Genomic DNA, 15214 nt, shown 5'->3' with positions numbered 1-15214 from the left:
GGCTTAACTCCCCTCTGCCACCACCTGTACCCGCAGGCGGGCCTGGACCTCAGGATGCAATTTCAAGGTAACTTCATAATTACCCAGGGCCTTGATGGGCTCTTTAAGATCTATTTTACGCCTGTCGATGTCCAGATGAAAAGTGTTTTTAATTGCCTGGGCTATTTCTTTATTGGTAACCGAACCAAAAAGTTTGCCCTTATCACCGGCGCGGGTGGTCACCTGGACCAGGGCGCCGTTGAGCTGGCCGGCCTGGCGCCGGGCCTGTTCCAGTTCCTGGCTCTTTTTCTCTTCCTGGCGTTTCTTTTCCCGGTTTAATTCCTTCATGCGCCCGGCAGTAGCTTCCACCGCCAGGCCCCGGGGTAAGAGATAATTACGGGCGTAGCCCTCGGCTACTTCCACTACTGCCCCCCGGTTGCCCAGTTTGGGCACATCAGCAGTTAAAATAACCTTCATCACGCTTCACTCTCCTTTACCAGCCGTATTGATGCGCCGCCGGTAGCTGAAAAACGGGTCAAATAAGCCCAAGGTTACCAGGGAAACCAGGGCCACCGGCACATTCAGCAGGGCAATAATCACCAGCACCGCCTTGAGAAAGGGAGCCAGTTTCAGCTGGTAAAAAAGAAAGCTCACTGCTGCCAGGCCGTTACCCACCAGCAGGGGCAAATATACATAAAGGATATTCACCCCCGCCTGCCGGGCAAAAGCCAGGCCATAATAATCTCCCAGCTGCCATAGACCCAGGCCGGCAATTACCCCCCAGATGGCGTACCAGGGTAACTGCCAGTAACGGAAAGGCGGTAGCCCCCTCTCGATAAGGCCCAGGCGTTGCAGGATCTTTTCAGCTGCCAGGTAATTAACGAAGGCGGCCAGGATAGAAGCAGAGATTAAAATCCCCGGTAACAGGAGTTTTAGGAGATTGATCATGGTGGTCAGGGCGGCCTGGAACTGTTCCGGGGTCATCCCCGATTTACCCATATGCTCCAGCATCCCCGTACGGCGGTAAAATTCCAGGGTATAATTAACTGTAGCCTCAAATTCCTGGAGCAGCCCCCCCAGGGGTAGCCCTGTTAATTTTGAGGTCACGCCAAGGCTCAAAAGCAAAGAAAAGAGCGCAACAACCGCCCCCGCTGCCAGCACCTGGCCGGGCCGGGCCTTGACCTTGAAAAGGTAACCATAGACCAGTCCCAGGGCGGCAAACTGGATAAATAGCAACGCCGCATTTACCGGACCGGTAAAAAAAGCTATGGCCAGGCCGGCCACCAAGGTGGCCATTACCCCCAGGCGTAAGCTGCGGCGCACGATGAGGACGACAATGGGGACCGTCCAGATAATATTGGTGAATACCTGAAAAAGGGGGATAAAGTACCCCGTTAGCACCAGTACCACCGTCAGGGCTGCCATGAGGGCTCCTTCGGCCAGGGCTGCTACCCTACCTTCGGTGTGCATGTAATTATCACCCAAATTCCCCCTGATTTTAGCTCCAGTACTTTGCGCCGGCGGGGTAACTCCCCCTAACGGCGTATATAGAAAAGAGGGAGTTGCTGTCCTCCCTCCTGAAACTTGGCCGTTATTATTCGACCGTGTATGGCAACAGGGCCAGGGCCCGCGCCCGTTTGATAGCCGTGGTCAGCTGGCGCTGGTGATGGGCGCAATTGCCGGAAATACGGCGGGGTAAAATCTTACCCCGTTCGCTGATATAGCGGCGGAGGCGGTTTACATCTTTGTAGTCTACCTGTTCGATTTTATCGACACAGAAACTGCAAACCCGCTTCCGGGAACGTTTCTTGTCACGCCGCAATCTTATTTCACCTCTCTCGCTAGAAGGGCAAATCGTCTTCGCCCATATCTACTTCCGTGCCGATATCGCTAAAATCCTGGTTGAAGCTATCAGCACCCATACCGGTACCGGTACCCAAGCCGGTAGGACCTTTTCCATCCTTAGGCCAGTCCAGAAAACGGACATCGTCGGCTACCACATCGGTAGCCTGGCGTTTCTGGCCGTCGGGCGTTTCATAGGAACGCGTCTGGAGGCGGCCTTCAACGGCTACCAGGCGGCCCTTGTTCAGGTGGTTGGCGCAGGTTTCCGCGAGTTTCCGCCATACGGTGATGCGGATAAAATCAGTACCCCGTTCACCCTGCTGGTTGACATAATTCCTATCCACAGCCAGGGTAAAGGTTGTTACCGCTACGCCGCTGGCCGTGTAGCGCAGTTCGGGGTCCCGCGTCAGCCGGCCAATTAAAATTACCCGGTTTAACATCCTTCTCCCACCGCCTTTATCTTTTAGCTGGCTTCTTCTTCCAGGCGCGTTATCAGGTAGCGAATTACCTCGTCGGTAATCTTTAATACCCGCTCCAGTTCCTGGGCAACGGCCGGCGTACCTTTAAACTTCATGAGGACATAATAGCCCTCCCGGTACTTGCGCACCTCATAGGCCATCCGCTTTTTGCCCCACTGGTCTACCTCGGTAACCTGGCCGCCCTGATCAGCTATCAGCCTGGTAAATTTCTCTACCACTGCGGCAGTAGCTTCGGCTTCCAGGTCGGGCTTAATTACGAAAACAACTTCGTAATTACGCAAATGACAGCACCTCCTCCCTGTGGACTTATGGCCCCACCCGCCGGTGGAGCAGGGAAGCTTTTCCGGTTGATTATAGCATAATTGATCCCGGAGGGCAAGGTTGAGATTTGCCAAACAGGCCTGACGCATACCTAAAAAAGATAAAATGCTAAGGGCTAAGAAAAAAAAGAGGCAACTAGTTATACCGCCGTCGCAGGGCTATGAAAGGTTCATCGGGGTATAGCCCGTCTAAAGGCATTACCCGCGCCAGCCGGTATGGTGGCATCAATAATTAGTTTAGCCCGATGCACATTAAATGGGTCCCTGGGAAAACCATTAGTATTATTAAAAACAATGGCTTTATCCGGGGAGCTCCTAGTAGCTAACGCCCACAAGACGTCTTCCCAGTTAAAAATATCTACATCCGGGTCAACTGCGACACAATATTTTAACCATGGCGCCTGTTCCAGGGCAATTTCCAAAGCCCTGCGCACCTCGGCCTTATCTTTAGGCCTTAATGAAATAACCCCATTTAAAACTACAGGCGATAGGTTAACGCCTGCTACATCTATACCTTCCTCTTTTAGCGCTTTAAAAACAGCGGCTTCCCTGGAAAGCGCCAGCAATAAACTATCCTCCAGGGAACCCGCCCTTATTCCTTGAAAAACAGGATTTTCCCGATGCGTAATTGCCGTCAAATGAATAGCTGGATTTTCGCCGCGCGGTACGTAATATCCCATAAAGTCGCCAAATGGTCCCTCAGGAGCATCGTCCTCTGGATCTATATAACCTTCTAAAACAATTTCGGCCCAGGCCGGTACTTCTGCGTCGATAGTAACACATTTAGTTAACTGCAAAGGTTCACCCCTTATGGCACCGGCAATCTCCAGTTCATCAAACCCAAAATGAACTTTACTTACAGCAGCTATTATTTCCGCGGGGTGGTTGCCAATTGTTATAGCTACCTCAACTCTTTTCCCTAGTTCTCCAGCTTTTTTACGGATTAATTCCAGATGGGAACCGGGTTCCAGGCGAATGCCCAATTGTTGTTTCCCCTGGACCTGAAGTCTGTGTATGGAAACGTTACGTATTCCTGTTTCCGGATCCCTGGCCAGAACCACACCAGCAGTAATATAAGGACTGGCATCCAGAGCATTATATTTTACAACAGGCAGCTTGTACAAATCCACCTGCGAGCCAATATACTGGACCTCTTGAACACTGCCGCTTTTTATTAATACCGGTTTTACGGGGTTTGCCAGGCGCTTGAGATAGGCGGGCCATATTTCGTGTATGGTGCAACCAAAAACTATCGCATAATGATCTCTGCTGCTTAATACGTTAAACAAAAAGCCGCTTTCAAACCCTCTAACTTTTTTTATCCAGATTGTTTGTGGGCTTTTCCTGTTAGCAAATATTAAATTGGGGATATCTTCTATAGAAATGTCCTCTATTTCTTCCAATTTATTTTTGTGGTAAAGGTTACGCAGGTAATCTCTGAGACCTTCCTGCATAAATAATTCCCCTTTAACAAGAATGTATAGAGCTACCCGGGGTAGAAAGCCTCTTGATTATTTCTTCTGAGGTAATGACTTCACCAAGCACGTACTCGATATTTCTTAAAAAAGCGCGATGTAATTCCCTATCGGTACCAGCAACGCAATCAGAAATTACTACGACACGATAATCACGTTGCTGGGCGTCCAGAGCAGTAGCATAAACACATACGTTAGTCGCAACACCGGTAATAATAACAGTGTTCCTTTTGAGCCCTTTAAGCAAGATTTCCAGGTCGGTCAAATAAAAGCCGCTGTACCTGCGCTTAGCAACAATAAAATCTCCCTGTTCCGGCCTGAGTTCATCGATAAATTCTACTCCCTTCGTTTGTTCCAGGCAGTGCTCCGGCTCTTCGCGTTCCAATTCCATACCAAAGTCAACCCTTTCCGGCCTGTGCTTTTCCTGGGTATAAATTACAGGAATATTCTGGGCGCGCATAAAAGAGATTAATTCTTTTAATCGTGGTATAATCTCACGACCGCCAGGACATTCGATGGGAGCGCCCGCCTCTATAAAATCCGCTTGCATATCAATTACAAGCAAAGCACAATCCTCTTTTTTATACATTTACAGCCCCTCCCTATAACGACTGGATTTCCTGGATAATTTCAATAATCTTCCTGGCCGCAAACTCTACTAAAAGACGTCCCTTTTCGGAGGTAGCCTTGGTCGGGTCACCTATAACCCCGTTAGCCGAGATGTCCTCAGTTCTCCACCCCATAGTTACAGGGCCAAAAATGGTAACATATTTGTTGCTACGTAATGGTTCGGGGGGAAAGCTGGCAACAATTTGCTCTCTTTTAACCAGATGAGGAAAAGTGTACATAATAATAGAGGTTTCCAATTCGCAGGCGTGGAACACGCCATCTCGAGGAGATTCTTGAATTTCTTTCAAGATATCCTCCCAGAAATTAGTAAACCACCAGTCAATTACAAACACCTGGACATTCAATTGATCCCGCAAATCCCGGCATAAAGATGTCAAGGTATCTGTATTGCCGCCATGGGAGTTAAAAATAGCTATCTTTTTAAATCCATGCCGGGCAATGCTTTTACATATATCTTCTATCACGCCCCTTAATGTTGCATACGAAAAAGAAATGGTACCAATAAAATTCAGGTGCTCGTTACTCTTGCCAACCGGTATAACGGGGGTTATCAATAGTGGTATTTCTGGATCAATATCTTTTAATACGCGTTCTAGAACTGATTTTAAAATCATAGTGTCTGTTCCTACTGGTAAATGTTTACCGTGTTGTTCTGTAGCTCCTACTGGAAGTAAAACGATGGTTTCTTCCCTGTTAAACGCATCTACCTCTTGTGAAGTTAATTCTTCTAATAACCTGGCCATTTCCACTTACCCTCCATATCTCAGACTGACTGTAATTATAGTTAAAATAAAGAGCAGTAATAGCCCTATAAATATATAGTCATTGCCGGTTAATTGAAGTTCTTTGTAGTTCATCCTCTTTTTCCCGATGCCAAACTGGTACACGTGGAGACCAATACTTATGTTCTTACCCAGATTAATTGCGCGCATAACAAAAGGAAAAACAACTGAAGCATACTTCCTATACTTTTCTATCAGGCCACCCTGGTCAAGTTCGTACCCCCGGCTCCTTTGAGCGTTTAATATAGTCGTAATTTCACCGCTTAACAAAGGAATAGTTTGGAAAATGAGGGCTATCATAAAGGTTAAAGTATAAGGCAATCCCAGTTTTGATAAACCATAGGCCAGTTCACTAAAATCCGTCGTCAGGATCACGGTATAAAACACACTTATAGTGATAAAGATGTACAAGGCGACAGTAATGGCCTTTAAAATATCATTTCTCTCTAGTTGCAGGATCCCCAAAGAGAATAAAACTTCACCTCCTTCAGGCTTTAAGGCACCAAATATCATCCAGGTAACAGTCGCAATGCTCAGAAGCGGTAGGGCTTTGCGCATTAAAGATAATATTTCCGGTAAAATCTTTGCCGACAGCCAGGCTCCCAGCAAGCTTAGCACAACTAATACCATCACAGGTAATGTCCGGAATGCTAATGCCACAATGGTTATAACTATGAACCATATTATTTTTACCCGGGGATCAAGACTATGAAAGTAAGATTCCTTTTCAACGTAGCTAGCTAACTGCACACCCCATCTCCTCCCTCTCTGTAGCATTTGTTAAGCAAGAGTCAATGAATTCGTCGACGTTTAAAATGGCCGGCGCCCCGGCTTCCAAACCCAGCATGGTAATTTCAGGCAAAGGGATATTGATTTCTGCAAATATTTCCCTCTGACTAAATATCTCTCTAATTGTGCCGCATGCTTTCACTCTTCCTTTATCTAGCAACAAAACTGTATCTACTAAATCAGCCAGGAAAGGCAAATCATGGGAAACAATTATTATGGTACGACCAGCGTTTTTCCATTCCTTGATTAACATTGCCAGCTTTTCTTTATCAAACCTGTCCATACCATTGGTCGGCTCGTCTAAAACTAGAACGGCAGGGTTAACAGCTACAGCGGAGGCAATCATCAACCATCTTTTTTGGCCGGCTGATAAATTTACCGGTAATTCTTCGCGATACTCCAGCAAGCCGAATTCTGCCAGGAGCTTTTCCACTGTCTCCTTTTGTTCGGGACTTACTTGTCTATAAATGGCCCTAATGCCAAAAGTTGCTTCATCGTAGACCGTCTCTTCAAAGAGCATCTGGTCAGGATTCTGGAAAACAAAACCTATAATTTTAGCCATCGCGGCAATAGTTTCTTGATCAGGTCTTTTTCCATTAACCTCGATTGTTCCCCGGGTTGGTTTCAGCAAGCCATTGAGATGCTTTAATAACGTGCTTTTTCCCGAGCCGTTCTGGCCAATTAAACCGATAATGCGACCCCCTTGTAAATCAACATTTATACCTTCAAGGGCCTTGAACTGGCCGTACATAAAGGAGAGTTCTCTTATAGAAATTAAAGACGGTGCCTTGGGATTCTCTTTAATAGCGTTATTATAATTAACAGACCTTGTCCTTAATGTTGTATTCTTCCTTATGATGTTCTTTTCCCATAGGTAGCGTTTAGCTTCTGCGTAACTAACGAAAACAGGTAACCGGTATCCCTTTTCAACCAGGGTATGGTATAACTCATTTACTTGGGTGGTAGTGATGCCGGAAGCAATAACTTTATTTTTATCAGCAAAAAATTCCTCGGCCTGGTTATCTAAAACTATCTCTCCTTGATTCATAACGACAACTCGATCAAGCAGGGGGGCCACCCATCCCGCGTTGTTACCAATAACGATGATAGTCCGGCCTTCACGTTTCAGCCGGGCAACGGCCTCCTGAATCAGAAGGACGCCCCCCGGGTCCAGGGCCGAAACCGGTTCGTCCAAAACTAAAACCTTCGGTTCCATAGCCAGTATGGAGGCAAGACAGCATAACTGCTTCTGGCCACCGGATAGCTCGCCTGTAAATCTGTTTAAAAGATGTTCAATTTGGAGCTGCTTAGATACGCGTTCAATCCTCTTACCCATTTCTTCGCGGGATAAGCCGAGGTTTTCCATGCCAAAGGCCAGAGTGTCTTCTACTCTAAAGCCAAAAAGCTGGGTTTCAGGATTTTGCATTACCATGCCTACTAGCACATTGCTTGCATCTTTAACCTGGAAAGCATTAGTACCGGCTATTTTTAGTTCGCCTTCAATTATGCCGTTCCTGTAAAAATTTGGTATGATGCCGCTTAATATATAACCGAAAACGGATTTTCCTGAACCGCTGCGCCCAAATATGCCTACTACTTCACCCTCATTTATGGTCAGGGATATACTCTTGATCACCTGCGGAGAGCCGGGCCTAAATCTGTAAGACAAATTTTTCGCTTCCAGGATGGCCATGTTAATCCTCCTAAATGGTAACCCTACAGATATATTGCTTGCCTGGCAGGGAAAGCCCTGGTCGAACCTTCCCTGCCAGGAGTATTCAGGCTGAGATATTAGAGACATCGATCCTGGACAGGCGTTTGATAAACATCTTGACTATTACCGGTGTACCGATCATTAATGGAGGAACATCGCTTAAGCCCAGCCAGAATAATGCCCACCGGAAATCAAAGATGCCCAGGATAGATAAACTCAGGGAAACGGCTATTATCATGGCAATTCCGGAAAGGCCACACCACAAAACCGATTTCCATACCAGTGATTTATCGGTAGCGATTTCCTCCAGTGTTCTGCCTTTGCCGACCATAATTGCCGGTAACCAGCCCGTGAACCCTACCATGATCCCATCCACTAGCAGTGTGTGGGCGGGGATAAAGGCACCGCTAAGTAGCGACCAGACCAGGGTGCCAATATACCCGGAGGCGAAACCGGAAATAGGACCAAAAAAGATCCCTATTACCGCTGGTAGAAAAGCAAAAATACGCAAATGGATTACCCCGGGAACCAGGGTAATGGGGTTAACGTAGGCCCAGAGAACCCCCGTTAATACACCCCAAATTACCATGAATACGAGACCTGCAGTAGTGACTTTACTTTTTTTAGTCATGCTTTACCCTCCTCGTTTTTTTATAAAAATAGGCCCTTTGTAGACTGTTTCACTACAAAGGGCCCCGTTACCCCTCAGTCAAACACCATTGCCATAATAAAGGCGCATTCCGCCTAGGCGGCGCCTTCAGAAGGATATGATATAATGGTAAATACTACCCCATTTTCAGGGTACGTAAAAGGTGACTCATTAAATCTTGTTTTTCTTCATTTATTTGTGCTATCCTTTGTTCCAGCTCGAGGACATATTCTTTTTTGATCCCTTTGATATTAATTGCCACATTTAGCAGCGCCCCTTCAAGGCCGGCAGCAGCCAGATGGGCAGCGACCCCGGCATCGCTTACGGCGCCGGGAACGCCTTTGTCGATAACCACCGGTATTTTTTTGAGTAACTGCAAGCACTTCTCGGCGGTACGTAAAGGTACGAACGCTGCTTTTAAAGTTTCCTGTTTAATAGCCTCCTTACGTTTATTTGCTTCACAGGGATCTCTTCTGGGTAACCGGTAAGCATTAATTACTCCAGCAAAGGCAGCTGCGTCTTCATCCATTAAACCCAGCAGTTCGACTTTTAACTCTTCAATCTCACCTCCCACTTTATGCATGTCGGTATGGCTTGCTTCATATTGTTCCTTTGCTAGCGTTAAATAGCATACCTTAAGAGCCAGGGCGGCGCTAAGGTAGCCACACAGGGCGCTTACGGTTCCCCCTCCGGGTACGGGCGCCGTTGATGAAAGCTGGGCAGCAAAATCGATAAGGCTTTTTCCAGCAAGCATAGGTATCTCCTAATTAAGATCAAATAAATTGTTCTCCAGTATCTGGTTACGCTTGAAACTCTTAAGCTGTAAGAAATACTCAGCCACCATGATTAAACTTTCCTGGGGAACGGTTCCCACAAGCTGGGTCTCCAGAACCGTTACTCCATAGCGGGCAGCCTCTCTTTTTACCAGCTCAAAGGTTCGGTAAAGAGGGGTCAATTCATAATCAAAAATATTCATCGATACCGCAACCAGGTCGCGCTCTTCATATCTGAGGCCCACAGCCCTCACAGTACTGAAGCCCCCGCTTGGCCCGCGGACCGCTTTAGCTATCCCCTGCGCCAAACTCAAGTCACTGGAATTGAGAACGATATTATAAGCTACCAGGGGCCTGGTACCGGCGCTGACAATGACCGCCCCGGCAGTTGGGTGCAGGGCAGCCGGCCCGATGTCCGGAGCCCTTTCCGGCAAATGTACAACTTTTTTTAACCCCTCGTACTGCCCCCGGCGGATGAAGTCCAGGCTTTTTCTTTCCGGAGTGCGGGCATTTTCCCCGCTCAAGTAAACTGGCAATTGAAAACGGGCGTAAATCTCCTTTCCTAGTTCTTCCGCCAGAAGCTTACATTCTTCTAAGGATATATTCTTCAGTGGAAATAAGGGGATAGTATCCTGGGCTCCTATCCGGGGGTGGGCGCCGCTTTGCTCTTCCATATTAATCAATTCTACCGCTTTGCCGGTCATATTAAGCAGGGCCCTTTTTAAAGGTTCCGGCTCTCCTATCGCTTCAATGACAGTGCGGTTAAAATCGGGATCGGGATAATAGTCGATGAGTTTTACCCCGGGAATGTCCTTAAACTGCCCTACGATCGCCTCAATTACTTCTTTCCTGCGACCTTCACTAAAATTAGGTACTGTGTGGATATATTTCTTCACTTAGCGGCCCTCCACTGTCTTAATCCTCGTCAGTTAAAATAGCTACAGCTGATTTTCTTCGTGGGTCATATTTACCTCTTTATAAAACCTCCTTAATCGCTGAAAGTACGCAGTAATTATTGGCATCCACTACACCTTTATCGGTAAGCTTCCATTTGGGGCTGGTGGTAAGGGAGAGAAAAGCAAGGTGCATAAAAGGAGCGTGTACCTTGCACCCAAGTTCTTCTGCGGCCAAGCGATGCAGCAACGCCGTCCTGGCTATTAGTTCATGAGCTGTTAGGGCATCAGTCATTAAACCTCCAATCTCCAGTGGAAGCTCTCCCAGGACCTTGCCGCCTTTTACTACAGCCACACCCCCCTGCATTTTAATGACGTGATTAACCGCCACGGCCATATCGTTATAGTTTGTACCTACAACTATGATGTTGTGGGCGTCATGGGACACGCTTTCGGCAAACGCTCCATTTTTAAGGCCAAACCCTTTCACAAAGCTCCTTCCTATATCCTTTTGCCCGTACCTCCCTACTACGGCAATAGGCAACAAATCTTCGTCTAAAGAAGGGAGAATATAGCCATTGTCTACTTTCATTTCAACTTCGATAGCGTGGGACAGATTTTGATCGGGTATAAGACCTATACAGCGTACTATGGCTTTGGTGCCCCTTGCAGGCAACATCAACTCTGCGGCTGAGACGTAGTCCCGTTTGACAGATTTTTTTACTGTTGGAGGATAAGTATATAGCGGTAAATCAATAAGCAACTCGCCATCTTTCGCTATAAGTTCACCTTTTAGGTAAACCGCCTCTACCTCCATATCTTCGAGTTCACCCGCGATAACTACCAAATCTGCCAGTTTCCCCGGCGCCAGGACACCAAGATGATTTAAGCCCAACCAGGTGGCCGGATTAATAGTCGCCATTTGTATTGCTTCTACAGCACCTACACCCTGACGGATAGTACGGCGAATTATATCGTTCATATGGCCGCTTTTGACTATATCTTCCGCCAGCATGTCATCGGTAGCCAGGATCATACGACGCGAATCGAAACCTTCTTCAGTAAGAGCTTTAATACATTCAGCCATGTTGCGCTGGGTTGATCCCTCGCGCATTAATAGATAAACACCGTAACGCAGTTTTTCTATGGCTTCAGCTTTGGTTGTGGTTTCGTGGCAGGATACGTCCGTACCTCCGGCAATGATATGGGCTGCAAGTTCGGCGCCGAACAGCTCCGGTGCGTTGCCGTCAACTCCTTTGCCTATAGAGCGGGCATATATGGTAGAAGCCAGGGTATCTTTAATCACGTCCGGGTTGTGGGCAAAAACAAATTTAATTGCGCTGACCCCCTGGATCTCGCCGATGCCAGAAACAGATGGGTAAGACAACATTTCCGGTACTTCCCGTGAAGTTATATGATAACCCGGCGTTTCCAACCCCGGTGAGTCGGGTGTTAAAGCGGGGATGCGTAAGAATACGTGGTGAGGCATAAGGGCAGCTTCGGCGGCCATGGCCCTTACCCCTTCTGGTCCCAGGACGTTGCCTATCTCATGGGGATCACATATCAGACAGGTAGTGCCTGTGGGCAAGGATATCCTGGTAAATTCGGTAATCGTGAGCATGGCACTCTCAAAATGCATATGGGCGTCAATAAAAGCCGGTGTTACATACTTCCCGTTCAGATCAATGACCTCTGTTTCCGGTCCAATCAAGTTGTTACAATCACCAATCATTAAAATTACTTTCCCGTTGATAGCAATATCCGCCCTGTAGATTTCCCTGGTTAAGACATTAACTACGCGGGCGTTCTTTAAGACCTTAGTAGCGAACTTTTGCGGAGAAAGTAAAACTTCTATTGCCCGAAATCGCTCTTCTATAAGATTTTGCTCTTCCTGGCTTAAATTCATATTTCCACCTCCGTTAAGCCTTATATAGCAAGTTTCGTGCCAGGCCAGGCAACATCTTATTAGCCGATCGATAGGGGTTGCAAATTAAAAACAAATAGGGGAAGATATTTCCGCTATTTTTATAAATCAGGACTGTGAACCGGAAATTATATCCGCTTTTTTTCTATAATGGACCCAGAAAACTAGACACAAAAACAGGGGGGCCTAAGCGTCAAATGAGTGTACGGAAAAAATATCCAACAGATTTTAGGCCAAAGTTTTACTGGAAATTCTTAAAGAAGAGAAGTCTGTTTCCCAGTTATCTTCTGAATACGGTATTCACCCATCCATCCTTAACCGCTGGAGAAATATGGTGCTAGAAAAGTTGCCATCTTTCTTCACCGATGAGCAAAAAAATCTTGAAAACATAAAGGCTCAATACGAAAAGCAAATCCAGGACCTTTATGCCGAGGTTGGCTGCCTGACTACCGAGCACCGCAATAAGGTTTGCCTTTCTTCCGTTGATAATGGGCGAACATACAGGTACATGGTCTTTCTCCTCCCTTTAGGGAAGAGTTCGAGGTAAAATCCCAAAATCATCCTTTATCTTAAATTATTTTTTTGGAGCGGCACTAGATGTTTTAAATTTTTACTGTGTATTTATGGGCATAATCGGTGCCGAGGCTTTCGCCCGACACCTGTTTGCCCAATTATTTATTTACTGTCTCTTACTTGTTCTCTTTCTCCAGCAAGGCGATGGCGCGGATGGGGGAGCCGCTTCCCTCTTTGATCTTTAAGGGAAGCCCGATGTAGATAAAGCGCTTGCCCGCTACCTTACCCAGGTTGGCATAATGCTCGCTGTCGGTGATGCCGTAGCGCCCGCACACCCAGTGGCCGGAGAACTTGAGATCGTCCGGAGTTAGGTCGATGGCCGGAGCGTCGATGCCGATGTTGACAACTCCCTGCTCGGCTAGCCAGACTGCTGCCGCCTCGGATACGCCGGTGTAAGGTCCTTCAGCATATCTCTGACCCGGATAATACCGGTCATAGTGACCGGTCCACATGAGGAAGATATCCCCCTTGCGGATCTCGAGGCCAGCCTTTTCCACCGCTTCTTTAAGATCTTCGGGCTCAATGTATTTCGGATACTGAACATGGCGCAGATCAACGCAGATCGCGTCGCCGATGAAGAATTCAAACCCCATCTGTTCGATTGTCGGACCGGAAGGAAGGAACTCCCATACGGCGTCGACGTGCGTTCCGGCATGCTCGCTGATCAGCAGGTTCCTGGCGGAAAAGCCGAGGGTAGGGGAACCGGTCATGGCCTGGTTCTCCTCATGCGTCATGTTCTTCATGATAAATGTCTTCTGGTGCATGGGGAAAAGCGGCATGCCCTGGTAAATGGGTTGGCTTAAGTCGATGATCTCGTACTTCTGGTTAAAGTTACGCGGATCGATTTGAATCATTCGTGACACTCCTTTCTTTTTGTAAAACTAACCACTATTTTTAACTACATCTTTAAACTACTCCCAAACGGAGCCGTTTAAGGCGCGGGCACGCTTGAAGGTGTCATGCCCTTTGGCCAGCAGCCAGTAGAGAAGTCCGGCTACCAGGATACCCACCTCAAAGCTCAGGTCGGCGCCGCCAAAATACTTGGTCATCAGCGGGCTGGTGTACATCGAGGAGTTGGAGAAGAGGATAGCTACGCCCAAACCCACGATAAATGCGATAACTCCTGGCAAGAACACACCGCCGTTGTACCAGTACTCGCCTTCCTTCCATTTCATAAGGTCTTTGGCCACGTAATTGCCTTTTCTCATGAAGTAATCGAGCACCACGATCGCCACCCACGGACAGGTCCAAATGATGATGTAGGTCAGCCACTGCTGGTACAGGTCGAAGAAGTGACCGTAGAGCAGGGTCAGGATTCGGAAAACGAGGGTGAATGCCCCAATGAGCAGTATCGACTGCACACGGGACAGCGGAATACGCAGGGATAGTATTCCCAATCCTGCCGTATATCCATTGGGCACGTTGGTGGCTATGGAACCCAGCATGACCGCAATAAGGAAGGGAACCAGGTACCATGTAGGCAGGACGCTGGTCAATTTGGCTACCGGGTCAGCTCCCAGGGCGCCTTTAACTGCTACTGCAAACAGAACCCCGATCAGCTCACAGAAGGTGAGAGCGAGGAACTGTCCGAGTCCGGCATAGAAAGCCACTTCTTTCCAATCGGTGTCAGGATCCAGGTAACGGCTGTAATCGGAAGCAAAGTTGGTCCAAGAAATGGGGTAGGCGAATATTATGCCCATGGCCGCCAGCCAGGTTCCGGTGACGGAAACCCCCGGTCCTTCCTTGATGCTGGTTCCCCAGTTCCAGTCGACGTGTGGAACCACGAAGAAGAGCAGCCCCACAAATAACAAGCCCAAAATCACAGCCATGTACTTCTCAGCTGCAATAATCGTGGCATGACCGTAGATGGCCAGTAAGATTTCTCCGGCCAGCACCACGGCCAGGCATATCCACATCAGAATGTGGGTATCCCCGGCCCCGAAGGTTACTATGATCTGCTTTAACCCATCGGTAGCCACCACCGAGTTGATGGAAAACCAGCCCAGAACCGATAGGGTACTGATAAACACGGGTAAGAAAGAGCCTGCCTGTCCTAACGCGGTCCGGGAGCAGATTATGCCCGCACTGCCCGTCCTCGGCCCCATGATGGAAGATAGACCCAAAACTATGCAGCCCAAAATGTTTCCTATAAGTACCGCTAGGACTGAATCCCAGAGGCCAAGCCCCATGGTGATGGGCACGGTACCGGTAAGCAAAACCACGTAGTTGGTGTTGGCTCCAAACCACATTCGGGTCAGGTCTTTGGCCGACCCGTGCCGGTCCGAAAGCGGTATGGGGCGTATATCGTGCTGCTCTATACTGCCTACTTTATCAGCCTCAACAATTTTGCCTGCTGCATCTGCCATTCTGTTTCCTCCCCTCTCTTTAAGCG

16 protein-coding genes are annotated in these 15214 nt (G+C 47.9%); all 16 read right to left on the bottom strand.

Annotated elements, in window-relative coordinates:
• Positions 1 to 3 precede the first annotated feature (3 nt).
• Entirely contained in the window at positions 4 to 456 is a 453-nt protein-coding gene (gene rplI / locus MOMUL_RS03130; protein ID WP_062281314.1) for a 50S ribosomal protein L9, read from the bottom strand.
• Positions 457 to 462: 6 nt separating this feature from the next.
• Complete coding sequence (locus MOMUL_RS03125; RefSeq protein ID WP_153018205.1) at positions 463 to 1449, bottom strand: YybS family protein; 987 nt, start codon at positions 1447 to 1449, stop codon at positions 463 to 465.
• 124 nt (positions 1450 to 1573) lie between these two features.
• Entirely contained in the window at positions 1574 to 1801 is a 228-nt protein-coding gene (gene rpsR / locus MOMUL_RS03120; RefSeq protein WP_054937888.1) for a 30S ribosomal protein S18, read from the bottom strand.
• A 19-nt stretch (positions 1802 to 1820) separates the two neighbouring features.
• Positions 1821 to 2261, bottom strand: coding sequence for a single-stranded DNA-binding protein (locus MOMUL_RS03115; protein ID WP_062281307.1), 441 nt, complete (start codon positions 2259 to 2261; stop codon positions 1821 to 1823).
• 23 nt (positions 2262 to 2284) lie between these two features.
• Positions 2285 to 2581 (bottom strand): 30S ribosomal protein S6, encoded by a 297-nt coding sequence (gene rpsF, locus MOMUL_RS03110; RefSeq protein ID WP_054937886.1) that lies wholly within the window; start codon positions 2579 to 2581, stop codon positions 2285 to 2287.
• Between the two features lie 209 nt (positions 2582 to 2790).
• Positions 2791 to 4074: a UbiD family decarboxylase gene (locus MOMUL_RS03105; RefSeq protein WP_062281304.1), complete on the bottom strand. Its 1284-nt coding sequence runs from the start codon at positions 4072 to 4074 to the stop codon at positions 2791 to 2793.
• A 13-nt stretch (positions 4075 to 4087) separates the two neighbouring features.
• Positions 4088 to 4684 (bottom strand): cysteine hydrolase family protein, encoded by a 597-nt coding sequence (locus MOMUL_RS03100; RefSeq protein ID WP_062281302.1) that lies wholly within the window; start codon positions 4682 to 4684, stop codon positions 4088 to 4090.
• 13 nt (positions 4685 to 4697) lie between these two features.
• Positions 4698 to 5468, bottom strand: a complete 771-nt coding sequence (locus MOMUL_RS03095) for a creatininase family protein (protein WP_064774316.1) — start codon at positions 5466 to 5468, stop codon at positions 4698 to 4700.
• Positions 5469 to 5474: 6 nt separating this feature from the next.
• On the bottom strand, positions 5475 to 6257 hold the full coding sequence (locus MOMUL_RS03090; RefSeq protein ID WP_062281296.1) for an energy-coupling factor transporter transmembrane component T family protein: 783 nt from the start codon (positions 6255 to 6257) through the stop codon (positions 5475 to 5477).
• Positions 6244 to 7989 carry an ABC transporter ATP-binding protein gene (locus MOMUL_RS03085; RefSeq protein WP_062281294.1) on the bottom strand — a complete coding sequence of 582 codons (1746 nt, stop codon included), beginning with the start codon at positions 7987 to 7989 and terminating at the stop codon, positions 6244 to 6246. Before MOMUL_RS03085 ends, MOMUL_RS03090 begins: the two co-directional genes overlap by 14 nt.
• An 85-nt stretch (positions 7990 to 8074) precedes the next feature.
• A complete protein-coding gene (locus MOMUL_RS03080) occupies positions 8075 to 8641 on the bottom strand; it encodes a hypothetical protein (RefSeq protein WP_062281291.1) in 567 nt (188 codons plus the stop codon).
• Between the two features lie 154 nt (positions 8642 to 8795).
• Entirely contained in the window at positions 8796 to 9413 is a 618-nt protein-coding gene (locus tag MOMUL_RS03075) for a cyclodeaminase/cyclohydrolase family protein (RefSeq protein ID WP_062281289.1), read from the bottom strand.
• 9 nt (positions 9414 to 9422) lie between these two features.
• Positions 9423 to 10328, bottom strand: a complete 906-nt coding sequence (ftcD, locus tag MOMUL_RS03070; RefSeq protein WP_062281286.1) for a glutamate formimidoyltransferase — start codon at positions 10326 to 10328, stop codon at positions 9423 to 9425.
• A gap of 79 nt (positions 10329 to 10407) precedes the next feature.
• A complete protein-coding gene (locus MOMUL_RS03065; protein ID WP_062281283.1) occupies positions 10408 to 12231 on the bottom strand; it encodes an adenine deaminase in 1824 nt (607 codons plus the stop codon).
• Between the two features lie 707 nt (positions 12232 to 12938).
• Complete coding sequence (locus tag MOMUL_RS03055; RefSeq protein WP_062281280.1) at positions 12939 to 13676, bottom strand: cyclase family protein; 738 nt, start codon at positions 13674 to 13676, stop codon at positions 12939 to 12941.
• Positions 13677 to 13733: 57 nt separating this feature from the next.
• The gene (locus MOMUL_RS03050) at positions 13734 to 15188 is read right to left on the bottom strand and encodes a purine-cytosine permease family protein (protein WP_084785417.1); all 1455 of its coding nucleotides are present in this window, start codon (positions 15186 to 15188) and stop codon (positions 13734 to 13736) included.
• Between the last annotated feature and the right edge of the window lie 26 nt (positions 15189 to 15214).

It is taken from the genome of Moorella mulderi DSM 14980, from assembly GCF_001594015.1.
Classification (GTDB): domain Bacteria; phylum Bacillota; class DSM-521; order Neomoorellales; family Neomoorellaceae; genus Neomoorella; species Neomoorella mulderi.
Note: the sequence above shows the minus strand (reverse complement) of the source record. Positions and strands in the feature narration are given on the sequence as shown.

Bases quoted from the DNA above. Each gene is read 5' to 3' on its own strand.
- MOMUL_RS03125 (WP_153018205.1), bottom strand. From the start codon at position 1,449: ATGCACACCGAAGGTAGGGTAGCAGCCCTGGCCGAAGGAGCCCTCATG.
- MOMUL_RS03085 (WP_062281294.1), bottom strand. From the start codon at position 7,989: ATGGCCATCCTGGAAGCGAAAAATTTGTCTTACAGATTTAGGCCCGGC.
- MOMUL_RS03100 (WP_062281302.1), bottom strand. From the start codon at position 4,684: ATGTATAAAAAAGAGGATTGTGCTTTGCTTGTAATTGATATGCAAGCG.
- MOMUL_RS03075 (WP_062281289.1), bottom strand. From the start codon at position 9,413: ATGCTTGCTGGAAAAAGCCTTATCGATTTTGCTGCCCAGCTTTCATCA.
- MOMUL_RS03095 (WP_064774316.1), bottom strand. From the start codon at position 5,468: ATGGCCAGGTTATTAGAAGAATTAACTTCACAAGAGGTAGATGCGTTT.
- MOMUL_RS03050 (WP_084785417.1), bottom strand. From the start codon at position 15,188: ATGGCAGATGCAGCAGGCAAAATTGTTGAGGCTGATAAAGTAGGCAGT.
- MOMUL_RS03115 (WP_062281307.1), bottom strand. From the start codon at position 2,261: ATGTTAAACCGGGTAATTTTAATTGGCCGGCTGACGCGGGACCCCGAA.
- MOMUL_RS03055 (WP_062281280.1), bottom strand. From the start codon at position 13,676: ATGATTCAAATCGATCCGCGTAACTTTAACCAGAAGTACGAGATCATC.
- rplI (WP_062281314.1), bottom strand. From the start codon at position 456: ATGAAGGTTATTTTAACTGCTGATGTGCCCAAACTGGGCAACCGGGGG.
- MOMUL_RS03065 (WP_062281283.1), bottom strand. From the start codon at position 12,231: ATGAATTTAAGCCAGGAAGAGCAAAATCTTATAGAAGAGCGATTTCGG.
- MOMUL_RS03080 (WP_062281291.1), bottom strand. From the start codon at position 8,641: ATGACTAAAAAAAGTAAAGTCACTACTGCAGGTCTCGTATTCATGGTA.
- MOMUL_RS03105 (WP_062281304.1), bottom strand. From the start codon at position 4,074: ATGCAGGAAGGTCTCAGAGATTACCTGCGTAACCTTTACCACAAAAAT.